General features: G+C 64.7%; 21 protein-coding genes. 13 read left to right on the top strand and 8 right to left on the bottom strand.

The annotated features are described in order from the left end of the window. Positions 1-5: 5 nt before the first annotated feature. Together GN330_RS01155 and GN330_RS01150 are read right to left on the bottom strand one after the other, a co-directional pair. Positions 6-1,193 carry an efflux RND transporter periplasmic adaptor subunit gene (locus GN330_RS01155; RefSeq protein ID WP_156710735.1) on the bottom strand — a complete coding sequence of 396 codons (1,188 nt, stop codon included), beginning with the start codon at positions 1,191-1,193 and terminating at the stop codon, positions 6-8. A gap of 196 nt (positions 1,194-1,389) precedes the next feature. Continuing rightward, the gene (locus GN330_RS01150; RefSeq protein ID WP_343040135.1) at positions 1,390-2,220 is read right to left on the bottom strand and encodes a MurR/RpiR family transcriptional regulator; all 831 of its coding nucleotides are present in this window, start codon (positions 2,218-2,220) and stop codon (positions 1,390-1,392) included. Positions 2,221-2,365: 145 nt separating this feature from the next. On the opposite strand from GN330_RS01150, the gene GN330_RS01145 reads away from it, so the two are divergent. From GN330_RS01145 to GN330_RS01105, 9 genes are all read left to right on the top strand, one after another. Further along, on the top strand, positions 2,366-3,145 hold the full coding sequence (locus GN330_RS01145; protein WP_156710734.1) for an N-formylglutamate amidohydrolase: 780 nt from the start codon (positions 2,366-2,368) through the stop codon (positions 3,143-3,145). Between the two features lie 36 nt (positions 3,146-3,181). After that, positions 3,182-3,688, top strand: a complete 507-nt coding sequence (locus tag GN330_RS01140; protein ID WP_156710733.1) for a TRAP transporter small permease subunit — start codon at positions 3,182-3,184, stop codon at positions 3,686-3,688. Further along, positions 3,688-5,010, top strand: a complete 1,323-nt coding sequence (locus GN330_RS01135) for a TRAP transporter large permease (RefSeq protein WP_156710732.1) — start codon at positions 3,688-3,690, stop codon at positions 5,008-5,010. Before GN330_RS01140 ends, GN330_RS01135 begins: the two co-directional genes overlap by 1 nt. A gap of 120 nt (positions 5,011-5,130) precedes the next feature. After that, entirely contained in the window at positions 5,131-6,183 is a 1,053-nt protein-coding gene (locus GN330_RS01130; protein ID WP_156710731.1) for a TRAP transporter substrate-binding protein, read from the top strand. 177 nt (positions 6,184-6,360) lie between these two features. Next, entirely contained in the window at positions 6,361-7,731 is a 1,371-nt protein-coding gene (locus GN330_RS01125) for a glutamine synthetase family protein (RefSeq protein WP_156710730.1), read from the top strand. 50 nt (positions 7,732-7,781) lie between these two features. Continuing rightward, positions 7,782-8,237, top strand: a complete 456-nt coding sequence (locus GN330_RS01120) for a DUF7662 domain-containing protein (RefSeq protein WP_156710729.1) — start codon at positions 7,782-7,784, stop codon at positions 8,235-8,237. Positions 8,238-8,242: 5 nt separating this feature from the next. Then, positions 8,243-8,659, top strand: coding sequence for a type II toxin-antitoxin system VapC family toxin (locus tag GN330_RS01115; RefSeq protein ID WP_156711887.1), 417 nt, complete (start codon positions 8,243-8,245; stop codon positions 8,657-8,659). Between the two features lie 15 nt (positions 8,660-8,674). Continuing rightward, on the top strand, positions 8,675-10,063 hold the full coding sequence (locus tag GN330_RS01110) for an aldehyde dehydrogenase family protein (protein ID WP_156710728.1): 1,389 nt from the start codon (positions 8,675-8,677) through the stop codon (positions 10,061-10,063). A gap of 81 nt (positions 10,064-10,144) precedes the next feature. Beyond that, a complete protein-coding gene (locus GN330_RS01105; protein WP_156710727.1) occupies positions 10,145-11,317 on the top strand; it encodes an iron-containing alcohol dehydrogenase in 1,173 nt (390 codons plus the stop codon). 19 nt (positions 11,318-11,336) lie between these two features. Here GN330_RS01105 and GN330_RS01100 read toward each other — a convergent pair whose 3' ends face one another. From GN330_RS01100 to folE, 5 genes are all read right to left on the bottom strand, one after another. Beyond that, complete coding sequence (locus GN330_RS01100) at positions 11,337-12,053, bottom strand: MOSC domain-containing protein (protein WP_156710726.1); 717 nt, start codon at positions 12,051-12,053, stop codon at positions 11,337-11,339. A 5-nt stretch (positions 12,054-12,058) separates the two neighbouring features. Further along, positions 12,059-12,760, bottom strand: a complete 702-nt coding sequence (locus GN330_RS01095) for an RNA polymerase sigma factor (protein WP_156710725.1) — start codon at positions 12,758-12,760, stop codon at positions 12,059-12,061. A 28-nt stretch (positions 12,761-12,788) separates the two neighbouring features. Beyond that, positions 12,789-13,310, bottom strand: a complete 522-nt coding sequence (locus GN330_RS01090) for a cupredoxin domain-containing protein (protein WP_156710724.1) — start codon at positions 13,308-13,310, stop codon at positions 12,789-12,791. Continuing rightward, a complete protein-coding gene (locus GN330_RS01085; RefSeq protein ID WP_156710723.1) occupies positions 13,307-13,732 on the bottom strand; it encodes a DUF5602 domain-containing protein in 426 nt (141 codons plus the stop codon). Before GN330_RS01085 ends, GN330_RS01090 begins: the two co-directional genes overlap by 4 nt. An 80-nt stretch (positions 13,733-13,812) precedes the next feature. Then, a complete protein-coding gene (gene folE, locus GN330_RS01080; RefSeq protein WP_156710722.1) occupies positions 13,813-14,487 on the bottom strand; it encodes a GTP cyclohydrolase I FolE in 675 nt (224 codons plus the stop codon). A 209-nt stretch (positions 14,488-14,696) separates the two neighbouring features. On the opposite strand from folE, the gene GN330_RS01075 reads away from it, so the two are divergent. From GN330_RS01075 to GN330_RS01060, 4 genes are all read left to right on the top strand, one after another. Then, on the top strand, positions 14,697-15,167 hold the full coding sequence (locus tag GN330_RS01075; RefSeq protein WP_156710721.1) for a group III truncated hemoglobin: 471 nt from the start codon (positions 14,697-14,699) through the stop codon (positions 15,165-15,167). Between the two features lie 13 nt (positions 15,168-15,180). Then, positions 15,181-15,663 carry a DUF4149 domain-containing protein gene (locus tag GN330_RS01070; protein WP_210252312.1) on the top strand — a complete coding sequence of 161 codons (483 nt, stop codon included), beginning with the start codon at positions 15,181-15,183 and terminating at the stop codon, positions 15,661-15,663. 249 nt (positions 15,664-15,912) lie between these two features. After that, positions 15,913-16,629: a GntR family transcriptional regulator gene (locus GN330_RS01065; RefSeq protein ID WP_156710719.1), complete on the top strand. Its 717-nt coding sequence runs from the start codon at positions 15,913-15,915 to the stop codon at positions 16,627-16,629. 193 nt (positions 16,630-16,822) lie between these two features. After that, positions 16,823-17,200, top strand: a complete 378-nt coding sequence (locus tag GN330_RS01060) for a RidA family protein (RefSeq protein WP_156710718.1) — start codon at positions 16,823-16,825, stop codon at positions 17,198-17,200. 77 nt (positions 17,201-17,277) lie between these two features. On the opposite strand, the gene GN330_RS01055 is transcribed toward GN330_RS01060, so the two are convergent. Continuing rightward, a complete protein-coding gene (locus tag GN330_RS01055; protein WP_156710717.1) occupies positions 17,278-18,720 on the bottom strand; it encodes an NAD(P)(+) transhydrogenase (Re/Si-specific) subunit beta in 1,443 nt (480 codons plus the stop codon). Positions 18,721-18,732 lie beyond the last annotated feature (12 nt).

Genomic DNA, 18,732 nt, shown 5'->3' with positions numbered 1-18,732 from the left:
TCCGCTTAGGAGCCGCTGGCGGGGCGCGGCGTTCCCGTCTCGGGTGCCGCGGCTTCGCCGTCACGGCTTGCCAAGCGGACTTCCGCGCCCTCGCGTACGGCATGAACGCCCTGCGTGACCACGGCGTCAGAAAGCGCCAGCGGCGCGTCGACGAGGATGCTGTCGGCGTTGCGTTGGACAATCCGAACGGCGACGCGTTCGGCGCGTCCGTTGCGCACCGCCCACACAAAAGCGCCGTCGGCACCCCATTGCACCGCGAGCGGATCGACGGCGGGATAGGTGTCGCCGGGAAAGCGCATGGAAACATGGAACGACATGCCGGCGCGCAGTCGGTCGGCGGTGTTGTCGAGGCGGGCCTGGACGTGCAGCGTCCGGCTTTCGGCGTCGATGCGGTTGTCGACGGCGCTGACACTACCTTGAATGGTTTCGCCCGCGCGGGCGATGGCAGCGGCAGTCAGCGGCGAGCCGACGGAGACCGAGCCGGCATAGCGTTCGGGGATCCAGAAATCGACCAGGATTTCCGAGCGATCGTCTATCGAGGCGATTTCGCTTTGCGCAGTGACATAATTGCCGGCGGCGATCGGCAGGATGCCGACAATGCCGTCAATCGGGGCCGCGACGGAGCGACGCGACAATTCCAGTTGCGCGTCGCGCAGCGCCAGGCGCGCATTGTCGACGGCGAGTTCGGCATCGGTGACCTGGACCGCGCTGGCGGTGTTGGAGGCTCGCAGCGCGCGCGCGCGCTCGAGCCGGGCTTCCGCATCGCGCAACGCGATACGGGCCCGATCGAAGGCGATCTGCTCGGCCTCCGCGTCAAGCCGGGCGATCACCTCGCCGGCCTCGACGAGCGAGCCCGATTCGACCAGCAATTCGGTCATGCGGCCACTGGTAAAGGGGGTCACGGTGACGGAACGCGCGGCGCGTCCGGTGCCGATGGCAACGAGGCGGTCATTGATGGTGCTTTCCAGGACGGGGCCGGTCACGACCCCGGCTTGCGCTGGCCGGCCGCCACGACCGCGGGCTGGACCGCCTGCGCGGCCGTCACCGCCGGCGGTTTCGGTCGCCGCCACCGGTACCCAGTCAAGGCCCCAGCGCGCAAGTTGCTCGCCGGCGCCCGGGAAAAACCGCACCCATACCGCCGCGGTGACAAGCAGTACCAGCAGGGTCAGCGCAATTTGCTTCCAGATCGACATCCATCACTCCGGGACCGCCGGTCACCCGCCATTTTTGCTTGCTTCCGCCCGCTACGCCGCCGTCAAAAGGCGAGCGCGCGGGCGAGGCCGGTTCCGCAAACGGTCAATAGGCTGTCTTTATGACAATTCTCCGGCGTGCCTGCACGCCGAAAAATGTTAAATCTTGTCCATGTTTATCGCCTTCGCCGCGTTGGACTCAGCCGCCGCGCAGCGCTTCCATCTCGCGGATACGCCCCTGGCTCTCGGTCTCCAGCGCGCGGGTGAGTTCCCCGATCAGGATTTCGGCGATCACGAACAGCGCGGCCGAAGAGTCCCAGGCCGACGGCACCGCGGTGCGCCCGGCGATGACGTGGCGCGAGAAGCGGGCGATCGGCGACAGCCATTGATCCGTTACCAGAACGATGTGGATGCCGCGTTTGGCTGCCAGTTCGGCGAAGTGCAGCAGGCTGTCCTGATAGCGTCTGATGTCGAAGATCACGAGCACGTCGCGCTTTCCCATGTCGATCAGGCGGTCGCGCCAGTTGCTCTCCTGGCCGGTGAGATGGGAGACGTTCGGGCGGATGATCGTCAGGTGGGCGGCCATGTAGCGCGCGATTGGATCGGTGAAGCGGCCGCCGACCAGATGGATGCCGCAGCGCCGGTTCGACAACAATGTGACGATGTCGCGGATCTGGCGGTCGGAGACGTGCTGGAACGTTCCGTGGATGTTTTCCAGCGTCGCGTCCACCGTCTGCGCCGTCCTGCCGCGCGAGGGCGGGGTCTGTGCCGTGCGCGTGAGCGGCGACTGGAGTTGCGCGGCGAGCTCGTCCTGAAGGGCCGACTGGAACTCGGCGTAGTTGTGGAAACCGAGCCTGGCGACGAAACGCAGGATGGTCGGTGAACTGACACCGGCTTGATGCGAAAAATCGGCGACGGTCTTCAACCCGATCAAGGGATAGTTGGCGATCAGGGTCTGCGCAGCGCGTTTTTCGCCCGTCGGCATGGCGTCCATCCGGTCCGCGATCAGTTCGGCAATGCTGGTGGCCACGACGCCATCCTCCTTGCGGCGCGCCGCCTTGCTTTCGGCGGAAAAGCCATTTGACACGTCCGAAAAAATTGTATGAAATCATCCATAGACGCGCAACATTATAAAAAACGTATCATACGTTACGAAAAAGGGATCTGCGCAGACAATGGGAGCGGCGCCGTCGCAGAGTGCGGAGACGTTCGATCCGGTCCGCCTTTCCGGGCGTTCGGCACCGGGACCGCTTGTGCTTTTGTGCGAGCATGCATCCAATTTCGTTCCCGCCGAATTGGCCGACCTCGGCCTGCCGGTCGCCGCGCTGCAAAGCCATATCGCCTGGGACCCAGGTGCGGCGGCGGTCGCGCGCGCCATGGCCGGGCGGCTGGGCGCGGCACTGGTCGAATCGACCGTGTCGCGGCTGGTGGCGGATTGCAATCGCCTGCCCGACGCAGCCGATCTCGCGCCTGAGATCAGCGAAACGACGTCGGTGCCCGGCAATCGCGGCCTGGATGCCAGGGGCCGCGCGCGTCGCATCGCGATGGCGCACGCGCCGTTCCACGCCGCCGTCGCCGGGCTGATCGAGGAGAGAATCGCGGCCAATCGCCCGGCGGCGGTGGTTTCGGTTCACTCCTATACACCAGTCTATCGCGGTCGCCACCGACCCTGGCATGTCGGGATTGTGCACGACGCCGACGCGCGCATGGCACGACCGATGCTCGCGGGTTTGGCGCGGCTGCCGGGCATCGTTGTCGGCGACAATCAGCCCTATTCGCCGCAGGATGGAGTTTATTACTCGCTTGCAAGGCATGCGCGTGCGCGAAGCCTGCCTTGCGCGATGATTGAAATCCGCAATGATGGAATCGCGACCGACGAGGGGCAGCGCCTGTGGGCCGGGCGGCTTTGCGACATCCTGGCCACGATGGGCTACGCAGCGCAGGAGGGGGCGTGATGGCAATGATCGGATCGGCGATAGCGGGGCCCCGCAATGCCTGAGCCCGTGAAGCGGTTCGTGCGCGCCGTCGACGCGGTCAACCGCGTCGTCGGGCTGTTTGCGATGTATCTCATCTTCGCGATCATGGGCGTGCTTTTATATTCCTCGATCATGAAGGCGGTGGCGATCCCACCGCTGTGGACGTTGGAAATGGCCCAGTTCCTGATGGTCGGCTACTACATGCTCGGCGGCGGCTGGTCGTTGCAGAACGATGCCCATGTGCGCATGGACCTGATCTACGGTCGCTGGAGCCCGCGCCGGCGCGCCGCGATCGACGCCGTCACCATCCTGTTTTTGATCTTCTATCTTTTCATGCTGCTTTACGGCGGATTTTCCAGCACCGGGTACGCGCTGCATTATGGCGAGAAGAGCTATTCGGCGTGGGCGCCCTACATGGCGCCGATCAAGATCGTCATGTGCATCGGCATCATCTTCATGATCCTGCAGGCGGCGGCCCAGTTCTTCCGCGATGTCGCGCGCGTTCGCGGCGAGGAGTTCTGATGGGCTACGAGTTGATCGCCGTCACGATGTTCTCCTCCATGATGGTGCTGCTTTTGACGGGGCAGCGCGTCTTCGGCGCGATCGGCTTCGTCGCCGTCATCTTCGCTTTTCTGCTGTGGGGGACGGGTGGGTCCGAACTCGGTTTCTCGGCGGCGATGAAGCTGATGAAATGGTATCCGCTGCTGACGCTGCCGCTGTTCATCTACATGGGCTACATGTTGTCGGAATCCGGCATCGCCGACGATCTTTACAAGATGTTCCATGTCTGGTTCGGCCCGGTGCGCGGCGGGCTCGCGATTGGCACGATCGGGTTGATGGTGGTGATCTCGGCCATGAACGGCCTGTCGGTCGCCGGCATGGCGATCGGGGCGACGATCGCCCTGCCCGAACTGCTCAGGCGCGGCTACGACAAGGTGATGGTGACCGGCGTCATCCAGGCCGGATCCTCGCTCGGCATCCTGGTGCCGCCCAGCGTGGTGCTGGTGCTTTATGGCATGATCGCGCGCCAGCCGGTCGGTCAGCTCTGGCTGGCCGGCGTCTTTCCCGGCCTTTTGATGGCGACCCTGTTCGTCGTTTATATCGCGGCGCGCTGCTGGCTCCAGCCCAGCCTCGGTCCGGTGCTGCCGGCCGGCGAGCGCAACGTGCCGCTGCGCGAGAAGCTGCGGCTTCTGCAGGCCGGCATACTGCCGTTTTTCATCTTTTTCATGATGACGGGGCTGTTCCTGATGGGTTACACCAGCCTGGTGGAAAGCTCCGCCGTCGGCGCGGTGGCGGCGACGCTCGCCGCGCTCGTCAAGGGCAAGCTGACGCGCACGGTGCTGCATGACACGGTGCGCAAATCGCTGGCCGTGTCGTGCATGTTCATGTGGATTATCGTCGCCGCCTTGTGCTTTGGCGCGGTCTTCGACGGGCTCGGCGCAGTCAAGGCGATCGAGTATTTCTTTGTCGACAGGCTCGGCCTGACGCCGTGGGAAGTGCTGATCCTGATGCAGCTTTCCTACCTGATCATGGGCATGTTCCTCGATGACACGGCGATGCTGGTGATCGTCGCGCCGCTCTACGTGCCCCTGGTCAAGCTGCTCGGCTTTGATCTGATCTGGTACGGCGTGCTCTACACGATCACCTGCCAAATCGCCTATATGACGCCGCCCTTCGGCTACAACCTGTTTTTGATGCGGGCCATGGCGCCGCCGGAAATCAGCCTCGGCGACATCTATCGTTCCATCATTCCGTTCGTCGCGGTGATGATCTTCGGCCTCGTCGTGGTGATGGCGTTTCCGCAGATCGCGCTGTGGCTGCCGCAGCATGTCTATCTTCGCTGAAGACGGAGGTCTTCGACCATGAAAGCGGGTGCGAAAGGAGGTGACGTTCAAAAACCGCGAGCCGACAGGCCGACCCGTACGGGCGGCCTGATGAGGGTGAACGAACAGGAGGAAGAGACGATGCACAACAGACGCCAATTCATCAAGAAGGCCGGCCTCGCCGGTGTCACCGCCGCCGGTGCGACGACGCTGGCCACGCCCTATGTGCGCGCGCAAAGCCCGATCCGCTGGCGGATGCAGACCTATGCCGGCGTCGCGCTCGCCGAACATGTCATCAAGCCGGCGATCGACGCCTTCAACACGGTCGCCGACGGCGAAATGGTTATCGAGCTCTACACCGCCGACCAGATCGTGCCGACGGGCGAGCTGTTCCGGGCCATGCAGGCCGGCACCCTCGATGCGGTCCAGAGCGACGAGGATTCCATGGCCGCGCCGGTCGACGTGTCGGTGTTCGGCGGCTATTTCCCGTCGGCCACGCGCTATTCGCTCGACGTGCCGGTGCTGTTCAACCAATACGGGCTCAAGGAGATCTGGGAGGAGGCCTATTCCGAGGTCGAAAACGTCACCTGGCTTAGCGCCGGCTCCTGGGATCCGTGCCACTTCAACACGACCAAGCCGATCCGCAGCCTGGAAGACCTGAAGGGGCTGCGCGTCTATACCTTTCCGACCGCTGGACGCTTTCTGAGCCAGTTCGGGGTGGTGCCGGTCAACATCCCCTACGAGGACGCCGAGGTCGCGGTGCAGACCGGCGAGCTCGACGGGATGGCCTGGTCGGGCATCACCGAGGATTACACGGTCGGCTGGGCCGACGTCACCAACTACTTCCTGACCAACAACATCACGGGTGCCTGGATCGGTTCGTTCTTCGCCAATTCGGAACGCTGGAACGCTATTCCCGAGCGGCTGCAGACGCTGTTCAGGCTGTGCATGGATTCCTCGCATTATTATCGCCAGCACTGGTACTGGGGCGGCGAGGCCAAACTCAGGACCGGCGGCACCAAGCTGGAGCTCACCACCATCCCCGAATCCGAATGGCAACAGGTGGAGGACGCGGCCGAAAAGCTGTGGGAGGAGATCGCGGGCGAAAGCGATCGCAGCGCGCGGGTGGTGAAAATCCTGAAGGAATACCGCGACACCATGCGCAAGGCGGGTCCGCCCTACCGCTATGCCTAGACCATGATTTGGGTGTCGGTGTTGGGAACGCACCATGCCGGCAAAAGACGATAGATCATGATCGCGACCGGCTGGAACGCCTCTTTGTTCCGGCCGGCGCACTCGGGACGGGGTCGGCCGATTGGTGCCGGGCCTCGGCGAAAACGAAACTGGCCGGTGCCGCCGGCGGAGAGCTTGATGTCCGCAACGATGACCCTTGAGGAACTGAAACGGGCGGTTGGCGCCGGCGATATCGACACGGTGCTTGCCGCAGCGGTCGACATGCAGGGACGGCTGATCGGCAAACGCTTTATCGGCAGCTATTTTGTCGAAACCGCCCATGGCGAAACCCATGGCTGCAACTACTTGCTGGCCAACGACATCGATATGGAGCCGGTGCCGGGCTACAAGGCGGCGAGTTGGACCAAGGGTTACGGCGATTTCGTTATGAAGCCGGACCTCGCCACGATCCGGCCGCTGCCGTGGCTGGAAAAGACTGCGCTGGTGATCTGCGATATCCAGGATCATGCCACGCATGCCGACCTGCCACATTCGCCACGCGGCATCCTCAAGCGCCAGGTCGCGCGGCTGCGGGAGCGTGGGTGGCTCGCCTATTTCGCCTCCGAGCTGGAATTCTACCTGTTCGACGAAACCTTTCGCAGCGCGCGCGGAAAACACTGGCGGGGCCTCGACACCGCCTCGCCCTATATCGAGGATTACGTGATCCACCTCACCACCAAGGAAGAGGAGGTGATGCGGGCGATCCGCAACGGACTTCAGGGCGCCGGGATTCCAGTGGAGAATTCCAAGGGCGAATGGGGCCCGGGCCAGGAGGAGATCAATGTCCGCTACGCTGAGGTTTTGGAGATGGCCGACCGGCACGCGGTGCTGAAGACCGGTTGCAGGGACATCGCCACGGCCATGGGCAAATCGATCACCTTCATGGCCAAATACGACTACGCGCTTGCTGGCAATTCGAGCCACATCCACAATTCTCTGTGGAGCGCCGACGGCAAGACGCCGCTGTTTTTCGACAAGACTGGCCGCTACACGATGACGCCGCTGATGCGCGCCTGGGTCGCCGGCCAGCTTAAATACGCCAGCGAGTTCACCTGGTTCCTGGCGCCCTACATCAATTCCTACAAGCGTTTCCAGGTCGGCACTTTCGCGCCGACCAAGATCGTGTGGAGCCGCGACAACCGCACGGCCGGTTTCCGTCTATGCGGGGAGGGGACCAAGGGCATTCGCATCGAATGCCGGATCGGCGGCGCCGATCTCAATCCCCATCTCGCCTTCGCCGCGTTGATCGCCGCCGGTCTGGCGGGCGTCGAGGAAAAGCTCGATCTTGCCGACCCGTTCGAGGGTGATGCCTATCACGGCGCGCGGCTGAAGGAGATCCCGAAGACCCTGCGCGAAGCGACCGAGACGATGGCGAAGTCGAAAATGCTCAAACAGGCCTTCGGCGAGGAGGTGATCGAGCATTACGTGCACACAGCCCGTTGGGAACAACTCGAATATGACCGTCGGGTGACGGATTGGGAACTGCATCGCGGCTTTGAAAGGTACTGATAGGAAATGGGTTCCTTGTGACCGTATCTGGCTGATGTTATCTGTGACGCATGACCGAAGGAACGAAGTACCATCCTCTCTTCGAGCATCTCCTGTTTTCGGGACAGGGTCGCGTCGAGATGAGCTTTGCCGAGGTCGAGAAGGTCATCGGCGCGAAACTTGCGCCTTCCGCGCGTCGACGAAAGGAATGGTGGAGCAACAATGCGAAAGGTCACAGTCAGGCCCTGTCGTGGCTACGTGCCAACTACAGGACGTCGCAGGTGGACCTGGCGGGCGAAAAAATCGTGTTCCAACTGGAAGGGTGGCCCAACGGGTACCGCGCTCCCGATCTGACGAAGCGACCCGGCGCGGCTCGTACAGGCTGGGGCGAAGCGGATCAGGCCGACCACGTAGCCACGAGCGACGCCGCAGGCGGAGCGGATCATCCGCTCTTCGGAATATGGCGGGGAAAGGTGACACTGGTGCCAGGGTACGACTACACCAAACCGGCGTTCGAGCCCGATTGATTCACATGTCAGATCAACTTCTGCTGGATACTTGTGCCCTTATCTGGATCGCGCTGAACGAGCCGATCAAGCCGGAAGCCAGGGCTGCGATGAGTTCCGCCATGACCGCTGCCGAAAAGGTCCGCGTGTCGCCGATCTCGGCGTGGGAGCTGGGGCTGTTGAGTGCCAGGGGACGGCTCGCGGCAGCCAGGTCACCCATGGCCATTTTCGGCGAGGTGATCGCCACGGAGGGGGTGAGGTTGGAGCCTCTTTCTCCGGAGGTCCTGATCGAATCGTCATTCCTGCCTGGCGCGCTTCATCGGGATCCCGCCGATCGCATCCTGATCGCGACGGCGCGATCGGTCGGCCTGACGATCGTGACGCGAGACCAGGCCATCCTCGACTATGCGCAGCAGGGCCATGTCCGCGCCCTGCCTTGCTGACCTGACGGAGCGCCCATGTCCAGTACCGTGAAATTGAAATCCCCCGTCGACGGTTCGGTCTACGCCGAGCGACCGCTCGCGACCGACCAGCAGATCAACGCCGCCGTCGAGCGGGCGCGGAGAGCGCAAGCCGACTGGGCTCAGGTGCCGATCGCCGAGCGCGGCGCCTATCTGCTCGGCTTTCTCGACGCACTTTTGGCCATGAACGAGGAGATTGTGCCGGAACTTGCCTGGCAGATGGGCCGGCCGGTGCGTTACGGCGGCGAAAAGGGCGGCGTGGAGGAGCGCACCCGCTACATGGTGGGGCTGGCCGAGACCGCGCTCAAGCCGTTTGTTCCGCCGGACGACAGACCCGGCTTCCGGCGCTATCTGAAACGCGAGCCGCTGGGCGTCGTCTTCACCATCGCGCCGTGGAACTATCCCTATCTGACCGCAGTCAACTCGATCGTGCCGGCGCTGATGGCAGGCAATGCGGTGCTGCTGAAACACGCCGCCCAGACCCTTCTGGTCGGCGAACGGTTCCAGGCCGCGTTCGACAGGGCCGGCCTGCCGAAAGGCCTGTTCGAGAACCTGGTGATGAATCACGGCCAGACCGAACGGCTTTTGGCGTCGGGCAAGGTCGACCATTGCAACTTCACCGGCTCGGTCGGCGGCGGGCGCGCGATCGAGAAGGCGGCGGCCGGCACCTTCACCACGCTCGGACTCGAACTCGGCGGCAAGGATCCCGCCTATGTGCTGCCCGACGTCAAGCTCGACCATGCTATCGCCAATCTGGTCGACGGCGCTTTCTACAATACCGGCCAGTGCTGCTGCGGCATCGAGCGGGTTTATGTGCATGCCGACATCTATGACGATTTCGTCGACGGTTTCGTGGCTGAAACGAAAAACTACGTCGTCGGCGATCCGCTCGAGACCGCGACCACGATGGGGCCGATGGCACAGACGCGTTTTGCCGACCTGATCCGCGAACAGAAGGCCGAGGCATTGCGCAAGGGCGCCAGGGCCCACATCGGCATGAAGGTCGACAACGATCGAGAAGGCTCGCCCTATATCGCGCCCGAGGTGCTCACCGATGTCGATCATCAGATGAGCGTGATGCGCGAGGAGAGCTTCGGGCCGATCGTCGGCATCATGAAGGTGCGTAACGACGACGAGGCGGTCGCGCTGATGAACGACAGCCCTTACGGGCTCACCGCTTCGATCTGGACGACCGACACCGACCACGCCGCCGCGATAGGCGACCGCGTGGAGACGGGCACGGTGTTCATGAACCGTTGCGACTATGTCGATCCGGGGCTGGTATGGACCGGCGTCAAGGATACCGGCAAGGGTGGGGCGATGTCGGTGGTCGGCTACGAGAACCTGACCCGGCCCAAAAGCTATCATCTGAGGGACGTGTCGTAACGTTTGCATGCCCCTCCTCCGGCCCCGTTGCGCTCGGATGAGTGGGTTTTTCCTCCTGTCAATTAAACGAACCGGATTGCCATGACCTCGTTAACCGCCAATTGGAGTTTTCCCACTGCGATCCGCTTCGGCCCGGGCCGGATCGCGGAACTGCCCGAGGCGCTGCGTATCGCCGGCATCGCCCGACCGCTTTTCGTCACCGATCCCGGCTTGGCGAAGCTGCCGGTCGTCGGACGGGCGCTGGCGGTGCTGGAGGAGGCCAAAATCGCCCATGGCGTCTTTTCCGAGGTCAAGCCGAACCCGGTCGAAGCCAATCTGACGGCCGGCGTTTCGGCCTTCGCGACGGGCGGTCATGACGGCGTGATCGCCTTCGGCGGCGGGTCGGCGCTCGATCTCGGCAAGCTGATCGCCTTTGCGGCCGGTCAGAACCGGCCGGTCTGGGATTTCGAGGATGTCGGCGACTGGTGGACGCGTGCCGACGCCGACCGGATAGCGCCGGTCGTGGCCGTGCCGACGACGGCGGGAACCGGCTCGGAGGTCGGGCGCGCCGGCGTGCTCACCAACGAGGCGACACACACCAAGAAGGTGATCTTTCATCCCAAAATGCTGCCGGCGGTCGTCATTGCCGATCCGGAGCTGACCGTCGGTATGCCGCCCTTCATCACCGCCGGGACCGGAATGGATGCGCTGGCGCATTGTCTGGAGGCCTATTGTGCGCCCGGCTTTCATCCAATGGCTGCGGGGATCGCGGCCGAAGGCGTGAGGCTGGTGCTGGAGAATCTGCCTAGGGTCTTTGCCGATGGCACCGACATTGCCGGTCGCGCGCAGATGATGGCGGCCGCGGCGATGGGCGCAACGGCATTTCAGAAAGGGCTCGGCGCGATCCACGCGCTTTCGCACCCTATCGGCGCGCTCTACGACACTCATCACGGCATGACCAACGCGGTGTTCATGCCCTATGTGCTGGCGGCGAACCGTCCGGCAATCGACGGACGCATCGCCCGGCTCGCGGCCTATTGCGACATTTCCGGTGGCTTTGACGGCTTTGCCCGCGAGATCCTTGCCCTGCGCGAACGTCTCCAGGTGCCGCATCGGCTCGGCGGCCTTATCGCGGGGCTCGACATGGATGCCGCCCGTAAGGAGCTGATCGCGCAGATGGCGATCGTCGACCCGACCGCCGGCGGCAATCCGGTCGAGCTGACGGCAGAAGGCGCCCGCTCAATCCTTGAGGCTGCGATCGACGGCGCGGTGTAGAGTATTCGCGTCAGGCCGCTCAGCTGGCCGGCGTCGAAAGCCGCGACGTCCAGTCCTCGACGGCGCGGCGGGCGAGCCGCCGCCGCGCGAGATCGCGCCATGAGGTCGACAGGACGGCAAGCTCGGCCATCTCTGCAAGCGCGTCGTGGTTCAGCATGTCGCGGTAGAGCGTATGCGCCAGCCGGGACAGCGTCCAGGTTCCGGCCGGCCTGTCGATCAGCTCGGCCGTCGCGCCGGCTTCGATTTCGCCTTCCTCGATCACCCGGTAATACCAGCCGGTCCGGCCGCTCTCCTGGACTCGGCGCGCCATCTGGCGTTCGCCGAAACGCTCGTTGAGACGCCAGCAGGGCTGCCGCCCCTGCGAGACCTGAACCGTCGCGCCGCCGAGGCGAAAGACGTCGCCGATGCAGATCTCAGCCTCGGTGACGCCGCGCGAGGACAGGTTTTCGCCGAAGGCGCCGATCGCCGCCAGGGTGGCGGCGATGTCGGGATGGTGGTCGCGCCAAGCCGGGTAGTGGTCGGCCGGATAATGGTGAAGCGCTTTTTCCGGGCCGCCATGATGCTTGCGGTCGCCCTGCTGGTCGCCGACCAGCCCCTCGCGGGTCAGACGCACGGGGCCGCGCACCGGTGCCTTGCGGATGCCGCTGGCTATCTGTCTTGGCCCGAGCGGCGCGACCTGGCCGACCAGCACGGCGTCGACCACGAAGCCCGACGTTGCGCCTTCGCTCTCTGCCATGTTTCTCACCAGCTTTGCCTCAGTCGTTCCATGACCTTGTCGGCCATATGGGCGCATCTGTCGCCGTCGAACGGGAACAGGTCGGCGAAACCGGACGAAAGTTCCGCCTCGATAGCCTTTTTCAACAATCGCCGGGCGCGGTGCAGGCGGGTTTTGACCGTCTCGGACCTGATCGACAAATAGGTCGCGGTGTCCTCCGTGCTCATGCCTTCGACGTCGCGCAGGATGAACACCGCCCGGAAGGCGGATGGCAGCGTGTCGACCGCCCGTTCCAGCGTCTTCCTGATTTGTTCGCGGGCGGTCTCCGTTTCAGGGTTCGGGACGGTCGGCACTATCGGGAACATGAGGACATTGTCTCCAGCCGGGCGCGCCGCGCCGTTCTCCAGTTCGGCGAGGTCGGCCATGGGCCGGCGTTTTCTCAAGCGGCCGAGCGCCTCGTTGATGGCGATCCGGGACAGCCAGGTTGAGACCGCCGCGTCGCCGCGAAAACCGTCGAGCCGGCTGAAGGCGCGCACATAGGTTTCCTGCACGATATCTTCCGCTTCGGCGTCGTCGCGCACGAAGCCGCGCGCGAGACGAAACAAGAGTCGGTTGTGCTTTTTGACCAGGACACGAACCGCCTCCTCGCTGCCGCTCTTGGCGCGAGCGACAAGGGCTGCGTCATTGGCCGGGCCCGGTTCTGTGCGGGTGGCAAGATGCTGTTCCATCACAACCTCGTTTCGCTCCCTCTTGTGGTCATGAGCGTCGCACGACGCCGCGTGCCATGATTTCGTCGATGCTCGGAAAGCCGCGCAGCGCGACCTCGGGCAGGTCGCCCGCCGGGTCGCCCTCGATCCACCCACTCTTGACGGGACCGCCGACGATGATGCGTCCGACCATGCCCGCATGTTCGTGCGGAATGCAATAATAGTCGTAGACGCCCGGTTGGGTGAGCGTGAGCGAATAGGTTTCGCCCGGCAACAGGAAATCGGAGTCCCAGGGCGCCGCACGCGCTGGCATGCGCCGCGGCCGATCATAATTTTTCGGGTGGTAGGCGGTGGCGGTGTGCGAATTTCCCTTATCTCGATTGGTCCAGCGGACCGTCTGGCCAGGCCCGATTAGAAGGCCTGCCGGGTCGAACCAGACATGGGCGCCGTTGTCGCGACCGCCCATGTCGATTTCCACGATGTCGGCCGACAGGGCCGGCCGCGCGAGGATGGGCAGGAGGGCGGCCAAGCCGCCGCCCGCCCACAGGAATTGACGCCTGCTGATCGTCATTGCCCGACCCGCGCCTCCTCATCGGCCGCGACATGCCACAACACGATATGGGCGTGCGGCACCTCCACGCCGGGATGGCCGGCATTATAATAGATATCGACATGGTCGACGGTGCCGCCGGGCACTGCCAGATTGTCGAAGGACGTGTCGGGGTTCAGGTCGGCGACCGGGACCATATAGATGGTGCTGACCAGAGCGCCGTCGCGGTCATAGGCAAGGAACGGCCCGGCGGGCAGGCTTGCGGGATCGACGAAAAGCTGGCCGAGGCCGGGGATGAAATCCGGCAGTTTCACCAGCTTGGACACCTGCTGGTAGGGCGCGGCCGGCGGCGATTTTGCGACCGCTTCGTCGGGATCATGCGCAAGGGCCGGCGCGGCAAAGGCGAGGGCAAGGGCGGCGGCGCCCAGAAGGATCGTTCTCATCGGTTTGTCCTTTCCATAGTCCGCCCCGTTATGGAGCGACAGCAATTGGATGCGGCCGGACCGCAAAGGTTCCCGCCGGTTCAACGCAATTGAAGCGAGGCGAGGAATTCGCCGCGCAGCGCCGCATCCTCCCGGTAGGCGCCGAACATGGCTTTCGTCACTAGGCCGGTGCCGCAGGCACGTATGCCGCGCGAACTCATGCAGTCGTGCCGTGCCTCGACGACGACGGCCACGCCGGCCGGTTGCAAGACCTGCTGGATAGCGGCCCCGATCTGGTCGGTCATACGTTCCTGGATCTGCAGCCGGCGCGCGAAGGCGTCGACGAGACGGGCGAGCTTGGAAATGCCGATGACCCTTTGACTAGGCAGATAGGCGATATGCGCCTTGCCGCGGATCGGCGCCATGTGGTGCTCGCACCAGGAAAAGAAGGCGATGTCGCGCAACTCGACGGGGTCCGCGTAGCCGCCGATCTCGTCGAATGTGGTGCCCAGAATGTCGTCGGGCGCTAGGTCGTAGCCGCCGAACCAGTCTTCGAACGCGCGTGTCACGCGCGCCGGAGTGTCGGCCAGGCCTGGCCGGGCTGGATCGTCGCCGGCCCAGCGTATCAGCACCGCCACCGCGGCCTCGACTTCGCTTCGGGTCAGGGCAGGGCTGTTATTCTGACGTCGCCGCGCTTTGGCGGCGGCGCGGCCGTGGTCTTCGAGCGAGGTCGTGGCGCGGGTCGCGTGCCGCGGACCCTCCGTCGCGATATCCATGATCTGTTCTCCGTGCCGGCTGCATTCGACCGTTCGATGCGGGATGCGGCCGAAGGTTCCCGCCGCGACTGTTTGACAATGCGGCTTTCCGGTCCGCCTGCGCATGACGGCGCGCGCGCGAATACCGACCGGTGCGACACACGCGCTCTTGCGGCGCGCCGCCGGGATCGTTAAAAGCTATATCTGAAATACTTCTTTTAGGATCGCCCATGTCCGATCATTTCCCGTTGCGCGCCCGGCCGGCTCCGCCGCGCGAGCTTGCGGTTCCCGAGGGCGTCGACCGGGCCTTTATCGGCCGGCTGGTGCGCGATTTTTATGGCCGGGTTCGTGCCGATCCGCGCCTGGGGCCGATCTTTGCCGGCGAGATCGGCGAGGCATGGGAGCCGCATCTGGAGAAGATGACGGATTTCTGGTGTTCGGTGATCTTGCGCAACGGCGCCTATGAGGGCCGCCCGGTTCCGGCCCATTTGAAGCTGAAACAGGTGCGTCCCGAGGATTTCGATATCTGGCTCGGCCTTTTTCGGCAGACGGTTTCACGGGCTTGCGAACCGGCGCTTGCCGCCGTCTTCGTCGAGCGGGCCGAACGGATCGCTACAAGCCTGAAGCTGGCGATGTTTTACCGGCTGCCGGCAGCCGGGGTTACGGCGTCCGGCGGTCCGGCGTCGACGCACGAGGTCTGATATGGCGAAGCGAATGCCTGTCCGTCTGCCCGCGGCGCTGACCGCGCTTGCGGCGGCCGTGTGGCTTGGCATGGTCGTCGGCGTGTCCTTCCTGGCGACACCGGTCAAATTCCAGGCGCCTTCGCTCGCGCTGCCGGTCGCCCTTGAGGTCGGCCGGGTCACTTTTGGCCTGTTTTCGCGGGTCGAGTGGGGCTTCGCCGTTCTGCTCGCGGTTTCCGTTGGTCTACCCGGCGCGGGACGGGGCGCCCGGCTGCTGGCTGCGGCCGTGCTCGCGTTCGTCGCGGTGGAGGCGATCTGGCTACTGCCGGCCCTCGACGCGCGGGTCGAAGCCGTCATCCAGGGGCGACCGGAGCCGGCAAGCTGGCATCATCTCCTCTACGCGGTCGCCGAAACCGCCAAGGCGGTCTTGCTCGCCGCTCTCGCCCTCCTTGCGCTGCGACGGCTCGGCTGGGAAGCCGGACCGGGTAGAACCGCGGCCGGCGTTCCGGGAGACTGATTTGCGACGTTGAGCATCGTCCTGGCTTTGCCGTGATCCGCGCCCCGTGCGTTGGTCGAAATCCCTGCCAATGCACGTCGCCGACGGTTCGCGTCGGCTCGGCGATGATGTCGCGCCATCGCGTGATCCCAGCTTGTTCCATCGACTATCCAGCGCGAATAAACTGCACATGTCAGTTTGCCCTCGATGCAAGGTCAGTGATACTAAGAACGGTGACTCAAAGCTCGCCGACAGGAGACCAACAGGCCTATGAACACGTCCGAGGAGCTGCCGCGGATCGGCCTGAGCGAACAGGCTTACGCGAAGATAAAGGACGACATCGTCTGGTGCCGACTCCGTCCCGGCGAGGAGGTTAGCGAAACCAAGCTTTGCGGTCTCTACGGTTTCGGAAAGGCTCCGATCCGTGCGGCCTTGTCGCGCCTGTCGCAGGAATCCTATGTCGTGCCGCAGCCGCGGAGGGGACATGTGATCGCGCCGGTCACACTGAAGGCGATGCGCGAATTGTTCGAGCTGCGCCGGATCGTCGAGCCGGCGATCAGCGAGATGGCCTGCGGCGGGGTCGATGGCGACCGGCTGCTGGAACTGGACGCGCGCTGCGCGCACGGCTACGTGCCGGGCGAGGTGGAAAGCGAGGCCCATTTTATTGCCGCCAACAAGGCGTTTCATCTCGAGATCGCACGTGCGGCCAACAATTCGCGGCTGACTGCGCTGCTGGAACAGATCCTCGACGAAATGACACGGCTTCTGCATTTGGGCTACGTGCTGCGCGAGCGCCCGACCGAGGTGCGCGCCGAGCACCACACGCTGATCGAGGCGCTGGCGCAGGGCGACAAGGCGACGGCACGCGCCACCACGATCGCGCATATCGATAGCGTGCGCCAGATGGTCATGGACGGCATCACCCAATATTCGAGCTTGAACGAGGCCAATATCGCTCCGGCCATGGCAGCCGGCAGCAGGCGCTGAATCCCGGGGTCGACGGGCCGGCCGTTCGGCCGATGCGGGGATGGTGACGTCAAGATCGCCGCGCCGCAGGCCTTTTGGGCCGACCGCAACACGATACCGGCTTCCGTCTCAGCCGGTCCGCACCGCAATTGCAGCTCACCCAGTCCGGGCTTTCGTGCCGACGAGGACCCGGCTCAACCACGGAGAAAGTCGAATGAAGCCAGTTTCCACCGCCGCCGCGCCTGCCGCGATCGGTCCTTATTCGCAGGCCGTGCGCACCGGCTCGCTGCTGTTCGTTTCGGGACAGTTGCCGATCGACCCCGCGACGGGCGAATTCGCGACCTCGGACGCGGTCGGTCAGATGCGCCAGTGCCTGGCCAATATCGCGGCGATCGCCAAGGAAGCCGGCAGCGACATTTCGCGCACGGTCAAGACCACCATACTTCTGACTGATCTGGGTGGGTTCGCGGCCATCAACGAGGAATACGGCAAGGCGTTCGCCGAGCCCTATCCGGCCCGCGCCTGCTACGAGGTCTCGGCCCTGCCGAAAGGCGCGCTGGTCGAAGTCGAAGCGGTGATCGAGGTCGACTGACCGGCCTCGGGCGCTCGCGCGCACAAGAAAGGCCCGGCGCGTGCGCCGGGCCTTTTTCGTCGGCAGAGGGAAACCGTTCAGCCGATCTTGGTCAGCAACTCGTTGATCGACTGTTTGGCGTCGCCATACAGCATGCGGGCATTGTCCTTGAAGAACAGCGGGTTCTCGATGCCGGAATAGCCGGTTCCCTGGCCGCGCTTGCACACGATGACGGTACCGGCCTTCCAGACCTCCAGGACCGGCATGCCGGCAATCGGCGAGTTCGGATCGTCCTGGGCTGCCGGGTTCACGATGTCGTTCGAGCCGATGACGATGGCGACCTCGGTGTCGGAGAAATCCTCGTTGATCTCGTCCATCTCCAGAACGATGTCGTAGGGCACCTTGGCCTCGGCCAGAAGCACGTTCATGTGCCCGGGCAGGCGGCCGGCGACAGGGTGGATGGCGAAGCGCACCTCTTTGCCCTTGGCGCGAAGCCTGCGCGTGAGTTCGGAAACCGCGCTTTGCGCCTGGGCGACCGCCATGCCGTAACCCGGCACGATGACCACGCTGTCGGCGTCGTCCAGCGCGGCGGCCGCCTCGTCGGCGGTGGTGGCGATCATTTCGCCCTCGACCGCCATTTGCGAGCCGCTCGCGCCACCGAAACCGCCGAGAATGACCGACACGAAGGCTCGGTTCATGGCCTTGCACATGATGTAGGACAGGATCGCGCCCGAGGAACCGACCAGCGCGCCGGTGACGATCAGCAGGTCGTTGGACAAAGTGAAGCCGATCGCGGCCGCGGCCCAGCCCGAATAGGAATTGAGCATCGAGACGACCACCGGCATGTCGGCGCCGCCGATGCCCATGATCAAATGGTAGCCGATGAACAGCGCCAGAACCGTGATCGCGATCAGGGGCAGCATGCCGCCGAACGCCAGATAATAGACCGCCAGCACCACGCAGGCGAGTGCGGCGGCGGCGTTGAGCAGATGTCCGCCCGGCAGTTGCGCCGGCTTGCCGTCCAGTTTGCCGGCGAGCTTGCCGAAAGCGACCACGGACCCGGTGAAGGTGACCGCGCCGATGAAGACGCCGAGCACGACTTCGACCTGAAGAAAGGCGATCTCGGTCGGGGTCTTGGTGGCGAGCCTGGCGGCGAAGGCGGCCAGGCCGTCGAGGCTCTCGCCCGCCGCCCGCAACCCCTCAACGCGCAGCCGTTCCATCTCGGCGTTGAGCCCGACGAACACGGCGGCGAGGCCGACGAAGGAATGCAGCGCGGCGACCAGTTGCGGCATCTGCGTCATTTCCACCCGCCGGGCGACGACCGTGCCGATCACGGCGCCGACGAGCACCATGGCCAGCATCAGCCCGTAATTGCTGACCCCCGGCCCGAGCGCGGTGAAGACCACGGCGAGCGCCATGCCGGCGATGCCGTACCAGACCGCGCGCTTGGCGCTTTCCTGATTGGAGAGCCCGCCGAGCGACAGGATGAAGAGCACGCTCGCCGCGACGGCGGCGGAGGTAACCAATGGTTGTGCGAACATATGCTGCCTCCG

It is taken from the genome of Nitratireductor arenosus (genome assembly GCF_009742725.1).
In the GTDB taxonomy this organism is placed as follows: Bacteria; Pseudomonadota; Alphaproteobacteria; order Rhizobiales; family Rhizobiaceae; genus Mangrovimarina; species Mangrovimarina arenosa.
This window is presented reverse-complemented; position numbering and strand designations above follow the sequence as displayed.

Coding starts and splice junctions, on each gene's coding strand:
- GN330_RS01135 (WP_156710732.1), top strand. CDS start 3,688: ATGGGCTACGAGTTGATCGCCGTCACGATGTTCTCCTCCATGATGGTG.
- GN330_RS01140 (WP_156710733.1), top strand. CDS start 3,182: ATGCCTGAGCCCGTGAAGCGGTTCGTGCGCGCCGTCGACGCGGTCAAC.
- GN330_RS01095 (WP_156710725.1), bottom strand. CDS start 12,760: ATGGAACAGCATCTTGCCACCCGCACAGAACCGGGCCCGGCCAATGAC.
- folE (WP_156710722.1), bottom strand. CDS start 14,487: ATGGATATCGCGACGGAGGGTCCGCGGCACGCGACCCGCGCCACGACC.
- GN330_RS01120 (WP_156710729.1), top strand. CDS start 7,782: ATGACCGAAGGAACGAAGTACCATCCTCTCTTCGAGCATCTCCTGTTT.
- GN330_RS01130 (WP_156710731.1), top strand. CDS start 5,131: ATGCACAACAGACGCCAATTCATCAAGAAGGCCGGCCTCGCCGGTGTC.
- GN330_RS01085 (WP_156710723.1), bottom strand. CDS start 13,732: ATGAGAACGATCCTTCTGGGCGCCGCCGCCCTTGCCCTCGCCTTTGCC.
- GN330_RS01055 (WP_156710717.1), bottom strand. CDS start 18,720: ATGTTCGCACAACCATTGGTTACCTCCGCCGCCGTCGCGGCGAGCGTG.
- GN330_RS01110 (WP_156710728.1), top strand. CDS start 8,675: ATGTCCAGTACCGTGAAATTGAAATCCCCCGTCGACGGTTCGGTCTAC.
- GN330_RS01125 (WP_156710730.1), top strand. CDS start 6,361: ATGTCCGCAACGATGACCCTTGAGGAACTGAAACGGGCGGTTGGCGCC.
- GN330_RS01155 (WP_156710735.1), bottom strand. CDS start 1,193: ATGTCGATCTGGAAGCAAATTGCGCTGACCCTGCTGGTACTGCTTGTC.
- GN330_RS01075 (WP_156710721.1), top strand. CDS start 14,697: ATGTCCGATCATTTCCCGTTGCGCGCCCGGCCGGCTCCGCCGCGCGAG.
- GN330_RS01065 (WP_156710719.1), top strand. CDS start 15,913: ATGAACACGTCCGAGGAGCTGCCGCGGATCGGCCTGAGCGAACAGGCT.
- GN330_RS01090 (WP_156710724.1), bottom strand. CDS start 13,310: ATGACGATCAGCAGGCGTCAATTCCTGTGGGCGGGCGGCGGCTTGGCC.
- GN330_RS01115 (WP_156711887.1), top strand. CDS start 8,243: ATGTCAGATCAACTTCTGCTGGATACTTGTGCCCTTATCTGGATCGCG.
- GN330_RS01100 (WP_156710726.1), bottom strand. CDS start 12,053: ATGGCAGAGAGCGAAGGCGCAACGTCGGGCTTCGTGGTCGACGCCGTG.
- GN330_RS01105 (WP_156710727.1), top strand. CDS start 10,145: ATGACCTCGTTAACCGCCAATTGGAGTTTTCCCACTGCGATCCGCTTC.
- GN330_RS01070 (WP_210252312.1), top strand. CDS start 15,181: ATGCCTGTCCGTCTGCCCGCGGCGCTGACCGCGCTTGCGGCGGCCGTG.
- GN330_RS01145 (WP_156710734.1), top strand. CDS start 2,366: ATGGGAGCGGCGCCGTCGCAGAGTGCGGAGACGTTCGATCCGGTCCGC.
- GN330_RS01060 (WP_156710718.1), top strand. CDS start 16,823: ATGAAGCCAGTTTCCACCGCCGCCGCGCCTGCCGCGATCGGTCCTTAT.